This is a genomic window from Clostridium sardiniense (genome assembly GCF_050584765.1).
Classification (GTDB): Bacteria; Bacillota; Clostridia; order Clostridiales; family Clostridiaceae; genus Clostridium; species Clostridium sardiniense_A.
In genome coordinates this window covers 1-15,708 of sequence record NZ_JBNOOR010000007.1, presented here as the reverse complement: position 1 = coordinate 15,708, position 15,708 = coordinate 1, and the positions used below count along the sequence as shown (strand labels likewise).

Genomic DNA, 15,708 nt, shown 5'->3' with positions numbered 1-15,708 from the left:
CTCCTTTATGGCTCTAATTATCTTTATTTGCTTGCTTACCATAATGATATTCTAAGTAAACCAATAATACAGAAATATCAGCAGGTGATACCCCTGAAATTCTTGATGCTTGACCTATACTTATAGGTCTTATATTACTTAGCTTTTGTATCGCCTCTGTTCTTAATCCCTTAACATCAGTATAGTCTATATCTTTAGGTAATAATTTCTTTTCAAATTTCTTAAATTGCTCTACTTGATCTAATTGATTTACTATATATCCTTCATACTTAGCAATTATATTGATTTGTTCACCAACATTCTCAGGATATTCTGGTCTTTCTGGATCAAGCTCTACAGCTGAGAAATAATCAAGCTCTGGTCTTTTTATTAATTCATAGAAACTAATAGGTTTTTTAAGCTCTGTACTTCCAAGCTTAACTAATATATCATTATTTTCTGTTTTATTAGTTATTTGCAGATTTTTTAATCTTTCAAGTTCATTTTCAATATTAGTTTTTCTTTCTATAAATCTATTATACCTTTCTTCTGATACAAGACCTACATTATATCCTATTTCAGTTAATCTAAAATCTGCATTATCTTGTCTTAGAAGTAATCTGTACTCAGCTCTTGATGTCATCATTCTATAAGGCTCATTTGTACCCTTAGTAACTAAATCATCAACTAGAACTCCAATATAAGCATCAGAACGAGTAAGAACCATTGGCTCCTCTCCTTTAACCTTTAATGCTGCATTAATACCTGCAACTATTCCTTGTGCTGCTGCTTCTTCATATCCTGAACTACCATTTAATTGTCCTGCACCATAAAGCCCTTCTATATTCTTAAATTCAAGAGTTGGCTTTAATTGAGTAGGATTTATTGAATCATATTCTATAGCGTATGCTGATCTCATTACTTCAGCATTTTCAAGTCCCTCTATAGTTCTTAACATATTTATTTGTACATCCTCTGGTAATGATGATGAGAATCCACCAATATACATTTCAAGTGTATCTTCACCTTCTGGTTCTACAAATATTTGATGTCTTGATTTATCTGGGAATCTCATAACTTTATCTTCTACTGACGGACAATATCTTGGTCCTATTCCTTTAATTGATCCATTGTATATAGGAGATCTATCTATGTTATCAGCTATAACTTCATGAGTCCCTTCATTAGTATAAGTTAAGTAACAAGATATTTGCTCTCTATCAATATTATCATTCATAAATGAGAATGGTACTATCTTATCATCACCTTTTTGTTCTATCATTTTTGAAAAATCTACTGATTTTCTATTTACTCTAGGCGGTGTTCCTGTCTTAAATCTTCTAAGTTCTATTCCTAAATCTAATAATGTTTGAGAAAGGTCATTTGCAGGTGATAATCCATTAGGACCACTATTATAGCTTACATCACCTATTATTATCTTGGCTTGTAAATATGTACCTGTTGCTAAAACAACTGCCTTACATCCAAATATTGCTTCATTCTTTGAAACTACACCTTTAACTTTTCCATCTTCAACTATTAAATCAGTAATTTCTACTTGTCTAATATAAAGGTTGTCTTGTGATTCAAGAACCTCTTTCATTCTCTTTTGATATTTTAATTTATCTGCTTGCGCTCTTAATGAATGAACTGCAGGTCCCTTTGATGTATTAAGCATTCTTGATTGAATATATGTATCGTCTATATTAATACCCATTTCTCCACCTAATGCGTCAACTTCTCTAACTAAATGACCTTTAGCTGTTCCCCCTATATTAGGATTACAAGGCATCATTCCAATTGCTTCTAAATTAATTGTGCATATTAATGTCTTTAATCCCATTCTTGATGCTGCAAGAGCAGCTTCGCAACCTGCGTGGCCTGCTCCAACAACAACTACATCGTACTCTCCAGCATTGTATCTCATATACTTCCTCCTATTTTCCTACACAGAATTCGCTGAATATCTTATTAACTAAATCCTCTTCAAGCTCTGCACCTGTTATTTCACCTAGTGCTCTTAATCCTGAAGTTACATAAATAGAAATTAAGTCTAAAAATTCGTTCATTTTCAATCTATCCTGTGCTATTTCGCAATTCTCTAATGCTCTATATAATGCTTGCTTATGTCTACTATTTGTAATTATTAAGCTTTCATTATCTACTTCTCCATTAAAGAATAACTCTTTAATTTTTAATTTTAAATCTTCTATTCCAAAGCCAGTCATGGCTGATATTTCAATAAAGTTATCTAATCCATTTAATTCTTCTAATTGAAGTTTACGTTCTAAATCTACCTTATTTAATAATACTATTGTCTTTTTATTCTCTATTGATTTAATAATTTCTCTATCTTCATCATCTAAAGGTCTTGAGGTATCAAGCATCAATACAACTAAATCAGCTTCTTCTAATTTTTCTTTTGATCTTTCAACTCCAATTTTTTCTACAACATCTTCAGTCTCTCTAATACCAGCAGTATCAGTAATTTTTACTGGTATTCCGCCAAGATTAATATACTCTTCTATTACATCTCTTGTAGTTCCTGGTATATCTGTTACAATAGCTCTCTTTTCTTGAAGAAGTGCATTCATAAGAGATGATTTCCCAACATTCGGTTTTCCTATTATTGTCATTTTAAGACCTTCTCTTATAATTTTACCTTCATTTGCACCTTTTAATAACTTATTCATGTCAGTTATTGCTTTATCAAGGCTCTCTGAAACCCTCACAGGAATAGTTGCATCTGGCTCTTCATCATCTTCTGTAAAATCTACATCATATTCAATAAGTGCAAGTACATCAAGCAAATAAGCTCTAAGCTTATTTATTTCCTGGGAAAGTGAACCTCCACTTTGCATAACTGCTGATTTCATAGCTAAATCTGTCTTTGCAGTTATAATATCCATTACTGCTTCTGCTTGGCTTAAGTCAATTCTTCCATTTAAGAATGCTCTTTTAGTAAATTCACCAGGCTCTGCAATTCTAGCTCCGCTTTTAATAACTTCCTCAAGAACTCTATTAGTAGAAACAACTCCCCCATGACAATTTATTTCTACAACATCTTCAGCTGTAAAACTTCTTGGTCCTTTCATGTAGCTTATTATAACTTCATCTATGATCTCACCACTTATACTATCAACAATATTACCGTATTTCATAGTATAAGTCTTCATATTGTTTATATCAAAATTATTTTTGCCTCTAAATATACGTCCAACTATCTCTAATGCTTTATTTCCTGAGACTCTTATAATTGCTATTCCACCTTCACCTTGCGCAGTAGCAATCCCGCATATAGTATCAAACTCTTTCATTATTATCCTCCTTAGAAGTTAATTCCTTCTATATAGTATAACCAAAACAAAACTAATATCAATTTTACAGAAATATATTTAATAAGTCAAAGCTATATATTTCTTATTTTGATTTATTAATACAGTTTAAAAAAAGAAAGCCAAAAACTTGGCTTCCTTTTACTTATTTAATGCTATTACAACTCTTCTGAAAGGTTCATCACCTTCACTGTAAGTGCATACAGTATCATTTCCTTGTAATGCAGCATGTATTATTCTTCTTTCATATGGATTCATTGGTTCTAGTTTAAAAGGTCTTCTGCTTTTTTCTACTTTATTAGCTGTCTTTAAAGCAACTCGCTTTAAGGTTTCTTCTCTTTTAGCTCTGTAGTTCTCAGTATCTAAAACAACCTTTTTATAAGGAATATCATGACCTTTATTAACTACTAAAGATATTAAATATTGAAGTGAATCTAAAGTTTCTCCTCTATATCCAATTATTAATCCCATCTTTGGACCAGTTAAATCAACCTTTATTATGTCATTCTCTTCATTAATTCTTACTTCAGCTAAGATTCCCATAGAATCCAAAACATCTCTAATAAATTTATGAGCATCTTCTATATAATCTCTTTTTACGGTAACTTTAACCTTTGCAGGTTTATTTCCTATAATATTAAAAAATCCCTTAGAACCTTCATCTATTACATCGATTATAACCCTATCTTTAGTAACGTTTAATTCTTTTAAAGCACTGTTTACTGCTTCATCAACATTTTTACCTGTTACTTCAATGAATTTCATATACCATATTCACCACTCTCATATAATACTACTATATATTACTTCTTTTTCTTCTTCTTATCGTATTCTTCTGGCATTACAAATCTGTTCTTTTTATCAACTCTTGCACTTTCTTCTGCTTCTTGTTCTTTTTTTGTAGCCATTACTGGTTTAACATTTAAGAAGTAAGTTTGTACTAATTGATAAATTCCACCTACTATCCAATAGATAACTAGTAATGAAGGGAAGTTAAGTGACATGAATCCCATCATTAATGACATACCAATATTCATTGGCATCATATTCATTCCTGATGATTCTGTTGCTGGATTTGCTTTTGTCATTAAATATGACGGTATAAAAGTACTAAGTGCTGCTAGCACAGGTAATATATATAATGGATCTTTTCCTGCAAGATCAGGTAACCATAAGAATGATACACCTTGGATTCCTTGGATCCCCATAAATGTATAGTAAAGAGCCATTAATATTGGTAGTGGAATTAGCATAGGTAAACATCCACCTGTCATACTAATATTATTCTCTTTATATATTTTCATCATTTCTGCATTTGCTTTTTGAGGGTCATTTTTATATTTTTCTTGAATCTTCTTTACTACAGGTTGGAATTCCTGCATTTTTCTTGTTGATTTTATTGATTTTATACTAAACGGTAATACTGCAGTTTTTATAATTACTGTTAGAACTATAACTGCTAATACATACGCCCAACCTGGATCTGTTACCCCAACAGAAATGATTAGGTGATGTAATTTATCAAATACGATAGTAAAGAAATCAGTTATCGGCTTAAATAATGTCATCATATTCTTTTATCCTCCCATACTCTATTTAACAGGATCATATCCACCTTTGCTAAAAGGATTACACCTTAAAATCCTCCAAACTGCCATAAGGCTCCCCCTAAAGGCACCGTGTTTTTCAACTGCCTCTATAGCATATTGCGAACAAGTTGGCACATATCTGCAACAAGGATTTTTAAAAGGCGATATATTCTTCCTATAAAATCTAATTAGATTTATTACTACTTTCTTCATTATATAGGCCTGCTTTCTTAAACAAATTCATCATAGCTCTTTCGACCTCGTGAAAACTTTTATCCTTCATATTATTTCTAGCAATAAATATGAAATCAAAGCCTTTTTTAATAGAAGCTTCATTTAATCTGTAACTTTCCATAATTAATCTCTTACTTCTACTTCTTACTACACTATTTCCGACTTTCTTACTAACAGAAACCCCTACTTTATTATAAACTTCATTATCTGAATTCTTATTATTTCTATTATTATAAGTATATAATACCAGAAGATTATTCGCTAAAGACTTTCCTCTTCTATATACCATTCTAAACTCATTATTCTTTTTTAATCTGTATATCATGGGTATTTAATACTCCTTTTTTCCTACATTGTAGAAAAAAGGCCACTAAAGTGCGGCCCTTATGCTGTTAATTTTTTTCTACCTTTTTGTCTTCTCTTTCTAAGAATGTTTCTTCCTGATGAAGTCTTCATTCTCTTTCTGAAGCCATGTTCTTTTTTTCTTTGTCTTTTTTTAGGTTGGTATGTCATGAACATTTACACTACACCCCCTTCAATTTTTAAAATTTATATAGCGAAATAACTATACTTCTCTATTTTATTTTAGATTTACTTTATCATTATATATATATACCCCTATTATGTCAAGAATATAGCTTTTTGTTGATAATTCCATTAAGTATATTATAAAAATTGTGGATAACTTATTGAATCCCCTTATTTACTTATGGTATCATAAATAATGTATTGTGAATAACTTGTTCTTAAGCAGAACTTATCCACAGCTGTGGATATATCTGTTGATAACTTGTTCTTTTTTTCTTAGTAATCTATTTTATGGCTAATTTTTTTTGCTGTAATAGGCATATTTACTAGAATTTAAGATACTAAAAGTTTATTTCACCATATATGTGGATAACTTATATTTAAAATTTGTACTCCACATATTTATTAACATGTGAATAATTTAATATACATATATTTTAAAAATATTATTTTTGTTAATAATATGTTGATATACTGTTATTACAATGTTATTAACATAATTTTCTTAATAAAAAATAAAAAAAATTTTTGACTGGAGGATTAGAAATGGATGCAGAGCTGAAAGAATTATGGGAAAAAACACTGAATATTATTAAGGGAGAACTAAGCGAGGTCAGCTTCAATACATGGATTAAAAGTTGCGAACCTATTTCTATGTCTTCAGATACTATAAAAATCAGTGTTCCTAACGCCTTCACTCAAGAAATACTTGAAAAAAGATATAAAGATTTAGTTGCGAATTCTATAAAAGCTATTTGTTCTAAACTTTATAACATTGAATTTTTAATAGCTTCTGAAATTCAAAATACCGAAGAAGAACAATCTGAAAGAAGACATAAGAAAATAAAAGATGATAAAAAAGTTATAGTTAATGATGAGATGAATACTAATCTTAATCCTAAATATACTTTTGATTCTTTCGTAATAGGTAATAGTAATAGATTCGCTCATGCAGCATCTTTAGCAGTTGCTGAATCACCTGCTAAAGCATACAATCCTCTATTTATATATGGAGGCGTAGGTCTTGGTAAGACACACTTAATGCATGCTATCGGTCATTATGTTTTAAAAAATAATCCAAGTGCCAAAGTTGTTTATGTGTCATCTGAAAAATTTACTAACGAGCTTATAAATGCTATAAAAGATGATAAAAATGAAGAATTTAGAAATAAATATAGAAACGTAGATATTCTTCTAATAGATGATATTCAATTTATAGCTGGTAAAGAAAGAACACAAGAAGAATTCTTCCATACATTTAATGCTCTACACGATGCAAATAAGCAAATAATTCTATCATCTGATAGACCACCAAAAGAAATACCTACATTAGAAGATAGATTACGTTCTAGATTCGAATGGGGTTTAATTGCCGATATTCAAGTTCCAGACTTTGAAACTAGAATGGCTATATTAAAGAAAAAGGCAGATGTAGAAAAATTAAATGTAGCTAATGAAGTTATGGTATATATAGCAACTAAAATTAAATCAAATATTAGAGAACTTGAAGGCGCATTAATAAGAATAGTTGCGTATTCATCTTTAACTAATAGAGAAATAACTGTCGATTTAGCTTCAGAAGCATTAAAAGATATAATTTCTAAGAAGCAAGGCAAACATATAACTATAGAAATTATACAAGATGTAGTTGCAAGCTACTTTAACTTAAGAGTTGAAGATTTAAAATCCCAAAGAAGAACTCGTAATGTATCTTATCCAAGACAAATGGCTATGTATCTAAGTAGAAAGCTAACTGATATGTCTCTTCCAAAGATCGGTGAAGAATTTGGTGGTAGAGATCATACTACTGTAATACATGCTTATGAAAAAATCTCTGATAATTTAAATAGAGATGAAAGTTTACAACATACAATTGACGATTTAACTAAAAAACTGACACAAGGGTAATTTTTTTTCTCTTATTGTACAATTATCAACAATTGTAGATAATAACTATATAACAATCTGTGGATAAACATAAAATTTAAATTACGTGTGGATGACTGTGGATAAGGTATACTTTTAGTTACTAACTTATCCACACTATTTTTTTATAAAATGTTGTGGATTTTACTGGCCTAAGGGTAGTTATCAACAAATCCACAACCCCTACTACTATTATTACTATAAATTTTATATTTATCTAACTAAATAAACCAATCTTATCTGTGAATAAATAAGGAGGATTTCAAATGATATTTATATGTGAAAAACAGAAACTACAAGAAGGCATCTCAATAGTACAAAAAGCTATTACTGGTAAATCAACAATGTCAGTATTAGAAGGTATCTACATAAATGCAACTAAAGATGGATTAACTTTAATTGGATCTGATATGGATGTAAGTATAGAAACTAAAGTTAATGCTGATGTAATGAATGAAGGTAGCATAGTTATAGATGCTAAAATATTTGGTGAGATAATACGTAAATTACCAAATTCAGAAATAAAAATTGAAACTATGGATAATGATACAGTTCAAATAACATGCGAAAAATCAGTATTTAACGTAGTATATATGAATGCTGATGAATTCCCAGAACTTCCAAAATTAAATGAAAATATGAAAGTTGAAGTTCCTCAAAATATATTAAAAAATATGATAAAATGTACTTCTTTTGCTATAGCTCAAGATGAAACAAGACCAATACTTCAAGGTATTTTATTTGAAGTTAAGGATAGAACACTAAATCTTGTAGCATTAGATGGATATAGATTAGCAATTAAAAGTGAATATTTAGATAGTGACTTTGATATAGAAATTGTTATTCCTGGTAAAACTTTAAATGAAGTATCAAAAATATTAGAAGATGTTAATGATTTAGTTCAAATAACATTCACTAATAACCATATTTTATTTAACCTAAATAAAACAAGAATAATTTCTAGATTGCTAGAAGGAAAATTTGTAAATTATAAATCTTTATTACCTGAAGAGCATAAGCTATTAGTCACTGTAAAAAAACAAGATCTTCAAAATGGTATTGAAAGAGCTTCCTTAATGGCTAAGGATGGTAATAACAACTTAATAAAATTAGATGTCCAAGATGAAGCTTTAGTTATAACTTCTAATTCTCAATTGGGAAAAGTTAGGGAAGAAGTTGGAATAAATCTGCAAGGAGATAAGATACAAATTGCATTTAATTCAAGATACTTAATTGATGTTTTAAAGAATTTTGAAGAAGATGAAGTTGTTATGGAAATGACATCAAGTGTAAGTCCTTGTATAATTAAATCAAAAGAGGCTGATAATTATAGATACCTAGTATTACCAGTAAGATTAATAAGATAAAAAAGGAGGGAGTAAAATGCATAAATATACGGAATTTTATGCATTTTACCACACTATAAATTATGAAAGAAATTAATATTAATACAGAATTTATAAAATTAGATGCATTTTTAAAATGGGCAGGTATTGCATCATTAGGATCAGAGGCAAAAATTTACATACTAGAAGAAATGGTAAAAGTAAATGGAGAAGTTTGCACTCAAAGAGGAAAGAAGTTAAGAAGTGGAGATATAGTTAATTTTGAGGAAGAAGACTATAAAATACTATAATTTAATAGTATAGCGTGTACTAGACCATGAACTACAAAAATAAGCTTTTATTCTTTTAATATGATATAATTAAATGGGTGTTTATAAATGTATGTAAAAAAGCTTAAATTAATAAATTATAGAAATTATGAAAATTTAGAAATAGATTTAGGAAGACATGTAAATGTATTTATGGGAGATAATGCTCAGGGTAAAACAAATATCCTAGAAGCAATCTACTATTGTGGTTTTGCTAAATCTCATAGAACTTCAAGAGACAAAGAGCTTATTAATTGGAATGGAGATATTTCGTTTATAAGTGTAAGTGTCGGGAAAGATAGATTAGACAAAAAGATTGATATTAACATCCTAAAAGACGGTAAAAAAGTTATTAGAGTTAATTCTATAAAGATAAATAAAATCGGAGAGCTATTTGGAACATTTAATGTTGTTATGTTCTCACCAGAGGATTTAAAGATAATTAAAGATTCTCCGGGTATCAGAAGAAAATTTATAGATATGGAACTATGTCAATTAGATTCTAAATATTACTATAATTTAGTTCAATATAATAAAATAATGAATGAAAGAAATATTGTTCTAAAAAATAGAAATCTTGATTTAGATATGTTAGATATATATGATATGCAGTTAGCTAGTTTTGGATCATATATAATCGAACGAAGATTATCCTATTTAAAATCTTTAAATCAGTATTCTGAAGATATACATAAAGAGATTACTTCAGGAAAAGAGCAGATAGAGTTTAGATACAATTCTACTATAAGAAATCTTGATAATATCCAAGATGAGTTCTATGAAACATTAAGAAAAAACAGAAAACGTGATGTGGATAAAGGAATTACTAGTCACGGACCTCATAGAGATGACTTCTCTGTTTATATAAACAACGTTGATACAAAAAGCTTTGGATCTCAAGGTCAGCAGAGAACAGCAGTACTTACAATGAAGTTTGCATCATTGAGGATTATAAAAGAAATAACAGGAGAATATCCAGTGTTATTGTTAGATGACGTATTATCTGAACTTGATTTTAATAGAAAAAGGTATGTTTTAAGTTCTATTGGTGAAATACAAACAGTGATAACATGCACCGGAATTGAAGATTTAAATGATTATTTGGATAAAGATTCAAAGTTATTTAAAGTTAAAGAGGGGATAGTCTCGATATAGAAGGAGGAATTCTAAATGTTTTTACACTTAGGAGAGAATGTTGTAGTTCCTATAAAAGATGTTATTGGAATTTTTGATTTACAAACAACAATGTATAGTTCTGATACAATTCAATTTTTAAGAATGGCAGAAGAAGATGGATTTGTGGAAAGAATAACAAGTGATAAACCAAAATCATTTGTTATAGCGGAAGTTGATAAGAAAAGTAAAATATATTTATCACCAATTTCTTCATCAACATTAACTAAAAGAACAGGTTTGGAATATAATCCGTAAGTCCAATATACCTTCATTAAGACAATTCAAAATAAATTTTAGGAGGAATTCATGTTGGAACAAAATAAACAAAGCTATGATGAGAGTCAGATACAAGTTCTTGAAGGCTTAGAAGCCGTAAGAAAAAGACCTGGTATGTACATAGGTAGTACTAGTTCAAGAGGTCTACATCATCTAGTTTACGAAATAGTAGATAACAGTATAGATGAAGCACTAGCAGGATATTGTAAAAATATCGAAGTTGTAATAAATGAAGATAATTCTATAACAGTAAAAGATGATGGAAGAGGTATGCCAGTTGGAATGCATCCTAAGATGGGAAAACCAACTGTTGAAGTTATAATGACAGTACTTCATGCTGGTGGTAAATTCGGTGGAGGCGGATACAAGGTATCAGGTGGTCTTCATGGAGTTGGTGCGTCAGTCGTAAATGCACTTTCAGAAAACTGTTCTGTAACAGTAATGAGAGAAGGTAAGCTTTGGAAGCAAACTTACGAAAAGGGGGCAGTTACTAGTGATTTAAATGTAGTTGGTACAAGTGAATCAACTGGTACTATAGTTTACTTTAAGCCTGATAGAGAAATATTTGATGAAATAGTATATGATTTTGAAATACTTTCTCAAAGATTAAGAGAACTTGCGTTCTTAAATAAAGGCATAAATATAACATTAAAAGATAAAAGATATGATAAAGAGCAAAGTTATCATTACGAAGGTGGAATTAAATCTTTCGTAGAATACTTAAATAGAAATAAGCAAGCGCTTCATGAAGAACCAATATATGTTGAAGGATTAAAAGACGACATAATGGTTGAAGTAGCTCTTCAATATAATGATGGGTATAACGAAAATATATTTACATTTGCAAATAACATAGACACTATTGAAGGTGGAACTCATTTAGTTGGTTTTAAGACAGCCTTAACTAGAGTATTTAATGATTATGCAAAGAGATTTGGACATTTAAAAGAGAATGATAAAAACCTTTCAGGGGATGACATAAGAGAAGGTCTAACAGCTGTAATATCAGTTAAGATAGGAGAACCACAATTTGAAGGACAAACAAAAACAAAGCTAGGAAATAGTGAAGTTAGAGGTATAGTTGACTCAATTGTTGGTGAAGGTGTTGGAATATTCTTAGAAGAAAATCCAACTATATCAAAACTTATAATTGATAAAGCTTTAATGGCAGCAAGAGCAAGAGATGCTGCTAGAAAAGCAAGAGAGCTTACTAGAAAGACTGTTCTTGAAAGATCAGCGCTTCCAGGTAAACTTGCAGATTGTTCTTCAAAAGATCCAATGGAATGTGAAATATATATAGTCGAAGGGGATTCAGCGGGAGGTTCTGCAAAACAAGGTAGAGACAGAAAGTTCCAAGCAATTTTACCTTTAAGAGGTAAAATAATGAACGTTGAAAAACAAAGATTAGATAAGATACTAAATTCAGATACAATAAGATCAATGGTAACTGCATTCGGAGCAGGAATTGGAAAAGATTTTGATATATCAAAAATAAGATATAACAGAATAATAATAATGACGGATGCCGATGTAGATGGAGCTCATATAAGAACATTATTATTAACATTCTTCTATAGATACATGAGAGAATTAATAGATGGAGGGCATGTCTATATAGCACAACCACCATTATATAAAGTTACAAAGTCTAAAAAGGATTTCTATGCTTATACAGATGGAGAACTTGATAACATCCTAGTAGAAGTTGGTGGAAAAGATAATTCAACAAACATTCAAAGATACAAAGGTCTTGGTGAAATGAATGCAACTCAGTTATGGGATACAACAATGGATCCAGAGCAAAGAGTGTTATTAAAGGCAACAGTGGAAGATGCAATGGCCGCTGATGAAATATTTACAATACTTATGGGTGAAAAGGTTGAGCCAAGAAGAGAGTTCATTCAAGAAAATGCTAAGAAAGTAAGTAACTTAGACGTTTAGTACTAAATACGAGGTGAAGTACATGAGTTTTAATGAGGGAAAAGTAATACCCGTAGATATAAAAAACGAAATGAAGAAGTGTTACATCGATTATGCAATGAGTGTTATAGTTGGTCGTGCACTTCCAGATGTTAGGGATGGTCTAAAGCCTGTTCATAGAAGAATATTATTCTCAATGCATGAATTAGGATTAGCCCCTGAAAAAGGATATAGAAAATGTGCAAGAATTGTCGGTGAAGTACTGGGTAAATACCATCCACATGGTGATTCTTCAGTATATGATGCATTAGTTAGAATGGCTCAAGATTTCTCAATGAGATATATGCTTGTAGATGGCCATGGTAACTTTGGATCAGTAGATGGTGATAGCGCAGCTGCCATGAGATATACAGAAGCAAAAATGAATAAAATAGCAAGTCAAATGCTAAGAGATATTAGCAAGGATACTGTAGAGTTTATTCCAAACTTTGATGGCGAAGAAAAAGAACCATCAGTATTACCTTCAAGGTTTCCTAACCTATTAGTTAATGGTTCATCAGGTATAGCTGTTGGTATGGCAACTAATATACCACCTCATAACTTAGGTGAAATTATAGATGGAACAATAATGCTTATAGATAATCCAGAACTTCAAGTTCTTGATTTAATGACTGCTATAAAAGGACCAGATTTCCCAACAGCAGGAACTATAATGGGAAAATCAGGAATAAGATCAGCTTATGAAACTGGAAGAGGAAAGATTATAGTTAGAGCTGAAGCTGAAATAGAAGAAGAAAATAATAGACATAAAATTATTGTTACTGAACTTCCTTATCAAGTAAATAAAGCTAGACTTATAGAAAATATTGCTGACTTGGTAAAAGATAAAAGAATTAATGGAATATCTGATCTAAGAGATGAATCTGATAGAGAAGGTATGAGAATAGTAATAGAGCTTAAGAGAGATGCTAATCCAAGTGTAGTCTTAAATCTTCTATACAAACATACGAAGATGCAAGATACTTTTGGTGTAACAATGCTTGCTCTAGTTGATAATGAGCCACAAATATTAAACTTAAAACAAGTATTATCACATTATATTAATTTCCAAAAGGACGTTATAACTAGAAGAACTGCATTTGAATTAAATAAAGCAGAAGCAAGGGCACATATCTTAGAAGGATTAAGAATAGCTTTAGATAATATTGATGAAGTTATAAGTATAATAAGAAACTCAAAGACAACTGAAATAGCTAAGAATACTCTTATAGAAAGATTTAATCTTTCAGATAAGCAATGTCAGGCTATCTTAGAAATGAGACTTAGAAGACTTACAGGTCTTGAAAGAGATAAGATAGAAGAAGAGTATGCAGAGCTTATGAAAGAGATTGAATACTTAAAATCAATTCTTGCAAGTGAGGAAAAGCTACTTTCAGTAATTAAAGAAGAATTATTAGAAATTAAGAATAGATATAATGATGAGAGAAGAACAAAAATTGAGAATAATGTAAATGAAATTGATGTTGAAGATTTAATTCAAGAACAAGAAATAGTAATTACATTAACTCATACAGGTTATGTTAAGAGAATATCATCAGATGTATATTCAGCTCAAAAAAGAGGGGGGAAAGGAATCCAGGCAATGTCTACTAAAGAAGATGATTTCGTAGAACATGTAATGGTAACTTCAACTCACTCAGATGTATTATTCTTTACAAACAGAGGTAGAGTATACAAATTAAGAGGATATCAAATACCTGAAGCAGGAAGAACTGCTAAAGGAACTAATATAATAAATCTTATACCTATAGAGCCAGATGAAAGAATAGAAACTGTACTTACTGTAAATGATGTGTATGAAAATGGATATCTATTTATGGGAACAAAGAATGGTATAGTTAAGAAAACAAACCTTACAGAATTCAAAAACTTAAGAAAGAATGGCCTTATTGCTATTAACTTAAGAGAAGGTGATGAACTTCTAAAAGTTAAGATGACAAGAGGAGATGCTAATATCATAATGGTGACTCAAAATGGTTTAGCTATTAAGTTTAATGAAGCAGATGTAAGAGCTATGGGTAGAACAGCATCAGGAGTTAAGGCTATAAGTTTAACTGGTGATGATATGGCAGTATGTATGGATATAGCTGTTGATGATGAAGATTTATTAGTAGTTAGTGAAAATGGATTCGGTAAGAGAACGCCAACTACAGAATATAAAGTTCAAAACAGAGGCGGTAAGGGCTTATTAACTTATAAGATAAATGATAAAACTGGTAAGTTAGTAGGAGCTACTGTATGTAAGACTGAAGATGAGCTTATGATGATAAATACTAGTGGTGTTGCTATAAGATTAAATATCGAAGATGTATCTGTAACAGGAAGAGCTACAATGGGAGTAAAATTAATGAGAACTTCAGACGAAGAACAAGTTGTAGTTATAACTAAAATTACTAGTGATGATAATGACGAAGATAATGATGAAGTTCAAACAGAAGTAGAAATTTCAGAAGAGAATGTTGGAGTTGTATCTGATAATTCATTAGATGAATTAGTAAAAAGAGCAACTGAAGACGAAGAATAATAAATAATAGGGTCCTTGGATGAATTAAGTTCTCCAAGGGCTTCTTTTTTATATATAGGATGAGTATATCAGATATAAAATAATAAAAAAGTACTGTTTTATTTTTAAAATATGACTCTAAAAAAATGAAATTTATAAAACATTAGATGATTATATTGCTGTAAATACAAATAGATTTAAGAAGAAACATAAAAATATAACATAATCTTATCCAGGCGTATCTCTATTAGAAAAAATAAGGAATATAAAGAAAAAAAGAGAAAATAAAGATTAATATTATTAAAATGAACTAATTATACAATGAACATAATTAGTTATATGTTATTATAAATCTCGTCGCTGATGACGAAACAAAAACAACTCAAGAAAACATGAAAAAAAGTTTTTAAAAAGTTGTTGACAAAGTTTCAAAACGGTGATAAGATTTAATAGTCGCTTGAGGGCGACGAGATAAAATGGTCTTTGAAAATTGAACAGAATATATAAAACATTTAAACAACCAGCAAT

General features: G+C 30.0%; 14 protein-coding genes. 7 read left to right on the top strand and 7 right to left on the bottom strand.

All coding sequences use genetic code 11. The annotated features are described in order from the left end of the window. Positions 1 to 13: 13 nt before the first annotated feature. From mnmG to rpmH, 7 genes are all read right to left on the bottom strand, one after another. Positions 14 to 1,906 carry a tRNA uridine-5-carboxymethylaminomethyl(34) synthesis enzyme MnmG gene (gene mnmG, locus ACQPUW_RS16445; protein ID WP_430838551.1) on the bottom strand — a complete coding sequence of 631 codons (1,893 nt, stop codon included), beginning with the start codon at positions 1,904 to 1,906 and terminating at the stop codon, positions 14 to 16. A 10-nt stretch (positions 1,907 to 1,916) separates the two neighbouring features. Continuing rightward, entirely contained in the window at positions 1,917 to 3,296 is a 1,380-nt protein-coding gene (gene mnmE, locus ACQPUW_RS16440) for a tRNA uridine-5-carboxymethylaminomethyl(34) synthesis GTPase MnmE (RefSeq protein ID WP_430838550.1), read from the bottom strand. A gap of 159 nt (positions 3,297 to 3,455) precedes the next feature. Next, complete coding sequence (gene jag, locus ACQPUW_RS16435; RefSeq protein ID WP_430838549.1) at positions 3,456 to 4,079, bottom strand: RNA-binding cell elongation regulator Jag/EloR; 624 nt, start codon at positions 4,077 to 4,079, stop codon at positions 3,456 to 3,458. A 38-nt stretch (positions 4,080 to 4,117) separates the two neighbouring features. After that, positions 4,118 to 4,882 (bottom strand): membrane protein insertase YidC, encoded by a 765-nt coding sequence (gene yidC / locus ACQPUW_RS16430; protein ID WP_430838570.1) that lies wholly within the window; start codon positions 4,880 to 4,882, stop codon positions 4,118 to 4,120. Between the two features lie 24 nt (positions 4,883 to 4,906). After that, positions 4,907 to 5,116, bottom strand: coding sequence for a membrane protein insertion efficiency factor YidD (gene yidD / locus ACQPUW_RS16425; protein ID WP_430838548.1), 210 nt, complete (start codon positions 5,114 to 5,116; stop codon positions 4,907 to 4,909). Continuing rightward, on the bottom strand, positions 5,088 to 5,462 hold the full coding sequence (gene rnpA, locus ACQPUW_RS16420) for a ribonuclease P protein component (RefSeq protein ID WP_430838547.1): 375 nt from the start codon (positions 5,460 to 5,462) through the stop codon (positions 5,088 to 5,090). The genes yidD and rnpA overlap by 29 nt, the downstream gene beginning before the upstream one ends. A 59-nt stretch (positions 5,463 to 5,521) precedes the next feature. Further along, entirely contained in the window at positions 5,522 to 5,656 is a 135-nt protein-coding gene (rpmH, locus tag ACQPUW_RS16415; RefSeq protein ID WP_204596477.1) for a 50S ribosomal protein L34, read from the bottom strand. Positions 5,657 to 6,211: 555 nt separating this feature from the next. Between rpmH and dnaA the strand changes: the two genes are divergently transcribed. From dnaA to gyrA, 7 genes are all read left to right on the top strand, one after another. Continuing rightward, the gene (gene dnaA / locus ACQPUW_RS16410) at positions 6,212 to 7,573 is read left to right on the top strand and encodes a chromosomal replication initiator protein DnaA (RefSeq protein WP_430838546.1); all 1,362 of its coding nucleotides are present in this window, start codon (positions 6,212 to 6,214) and stop codon (positions 7,571 to 7,573) included. A gap of 284 nt (positions 7,574 to 7,857) precedes the next feature. Continuing rightward, positions 7,858 to 8,958: a DNA polymerase III subunit beta gene (dnaN, locus tag ACQPUW_RS16405; RefSeq protein ID WP_430838545.1), complete on the top strand. Its 1,101-nt coding sequence runs from the start codon at positions 7,858 to 7,860 to the stop codon at positions 8,956 to 8,958. A gap of 62 nt (positions 8,959 to 9,020) precedes the next feature. Beyond that, entirely contained in the window at positions 9,021 to 9,227 is a 207-nt protein-coding gene (yaaA, locus tag ACQPUW_RS16400; RefSeq protein ID WP_430838544.1) for a S4 domain-containing protein YaaA, read from the top strand. Between the two features lie 87 nt (positions 9,228 to 9,314). Then, positions 9,315 to 10,400 (top strand): DNA replication/repair protein RecF, encoded by a 1,086-nt coding sequence (gene recF / locus ACQPUW_RS16395; RefSeq protein ID WP_430838543.1) that lies wholly within the window; start codon positions 9,315 to 9,317, stop codon positions 10,398 to 10,400. 15 nt (positions 10,401 to 10,415) lie between these two features. Further along, positions 10,416 to 10,676, top strand: coding sequence for an extracellular matrix regulator RemB (gene remB, locus ACQPUW_RS16390; protein WP_430838542.1), 261 nt, complete (start codon positions 10,416 to 10,418; stop codon positions 10,674 to 10,676). A 51-nt stretch (positions 10,677 to 10,727) separates the two neighbouring features. Further along, a complete protein-coding gene (gyrB, locus tag ACQPUW_RS16385) occupies positions 10,728 to 12,638 on the top strand; it encodes a DNA topoisomerase (ATP-hydrolyzing) subunit B (protein WP_430838541.1) in 1,911 nt (636 codons plus the stop codon). Positions 12,639 to 12,660: 22 nt separating this feature from the next. Continuing rightward, positions 12,661 to 15,201 carry a DNA gyrase subunit A gene (gene gyrA, locus ACQPUW_RS16380; protein WP_430838540.1) on the top strand — a complete coding sequence of 847 codons (2,541 nt, stop codon included), beginning with the start codon at positions 12,661 to 12,663 and terminating at the stop codon, positions 15,199 to 15,201. Positions 15,202 to 15,708: the final 507 nt, after the last annotated feature.

What these genes read in the sequence shown, in the direction of transcription:
- mnmE (WP_430838550.1), bottom strand. Translation starts at nt 3,296, where the DNA reads ATGAAAGAGTTTGATACTATATGCGGGATTGCTACTGCGCAAGGTGAA.
- recF (WP_430838543.1), top strand. Translation starts at nt 9,315, where the DNA reads ATGTATGTAAAAAAGCTTAAATTAATAAATTATAGAAATTATGAAAAT.
- rnpA (WP_430838547.1), bottom strand. Translation starts at nt 5,462, where the DNA reads ATGATATACAGATTAAAAAAGAATAATGAGTTTAGAATGGTATATAGA.
- gyrB (WP_430838541.1), top strand. Translation starts at nt 10,728, where the DNA reads ATGTTGGAACAAAATAAACAAAGCTATGATGAGAGTCAGATACAAGTT.
- mnmG (WP_430838551.1), bottom strand. Translation starts at nt 1,906, where the DNA reads ATGAGATACAATGCTGGAGAGTACGATGTAGTTGTTGTTGGAGCAGGC.
- dnaA (WP_430838546.1), top strand. Translation starts at nt 6,212, where the DNA reads ATGGATGCAGAGCTGAAAGAATTATGGGAAAAAACACTGAATATTATT.
- remB (WP_430838542.1), top strand. Translation starts at nt 10,416, where the DNA reads ATGTTTTTACACTTAGGAGAGAATGTTGTAGTTCCTATAAAAGATGTT.
- yaaA (WP_430838544.1), top strand. Translation starts at nt 9,021, where the DNA reads ATGAAAGAAATTAATATTAATACAGAATTTATAAAATTAGATGCATTT.
- dnaN (WP_430838545.1), top strand. Translation starts at nt 7,858, where the DNA reads ATGATATTTATATGTGAAAAACAGAAACTACAAGAAGGCATCTCAATA.
- rpmH (WP_204596477.1), bottom strand. Translation starts at nt 5,656, where the DNA reads ATGTTCATGACATACCAACCTAAAAAAAGACAAAGAAAAAAAGAACAT.
- gyrA (WP_430838540.1), top strand. Translation starts at nt 12,661, where the DNA reads ATGAGTTTTAATGAGGGAAAAGTAATACCCGTAGATATAAAAAACGAA.
- yidC (WP_430838570.1), bottom strand. Translation starts at nt 4,882, where the DNA reads ATGACATTATTTAAGCCGATAACTGATTTCTTTACTATCGTATTTGAT.
- jag (WP_430838549.1), bottom strand. Translation starts at nt 4,079, where the DNA reads ATGAAATTCATTGAAGTAACAGGTAAAAATGTTGATGAAGCAGTAAAC.
- yidD (WP_430838548.1), bottom strand. Translation starts at nt 5,116, where the DNA reads ATGAAGAAAGTAGTAATAAATCTAATTAGATTTTATAGGAAGAATATA.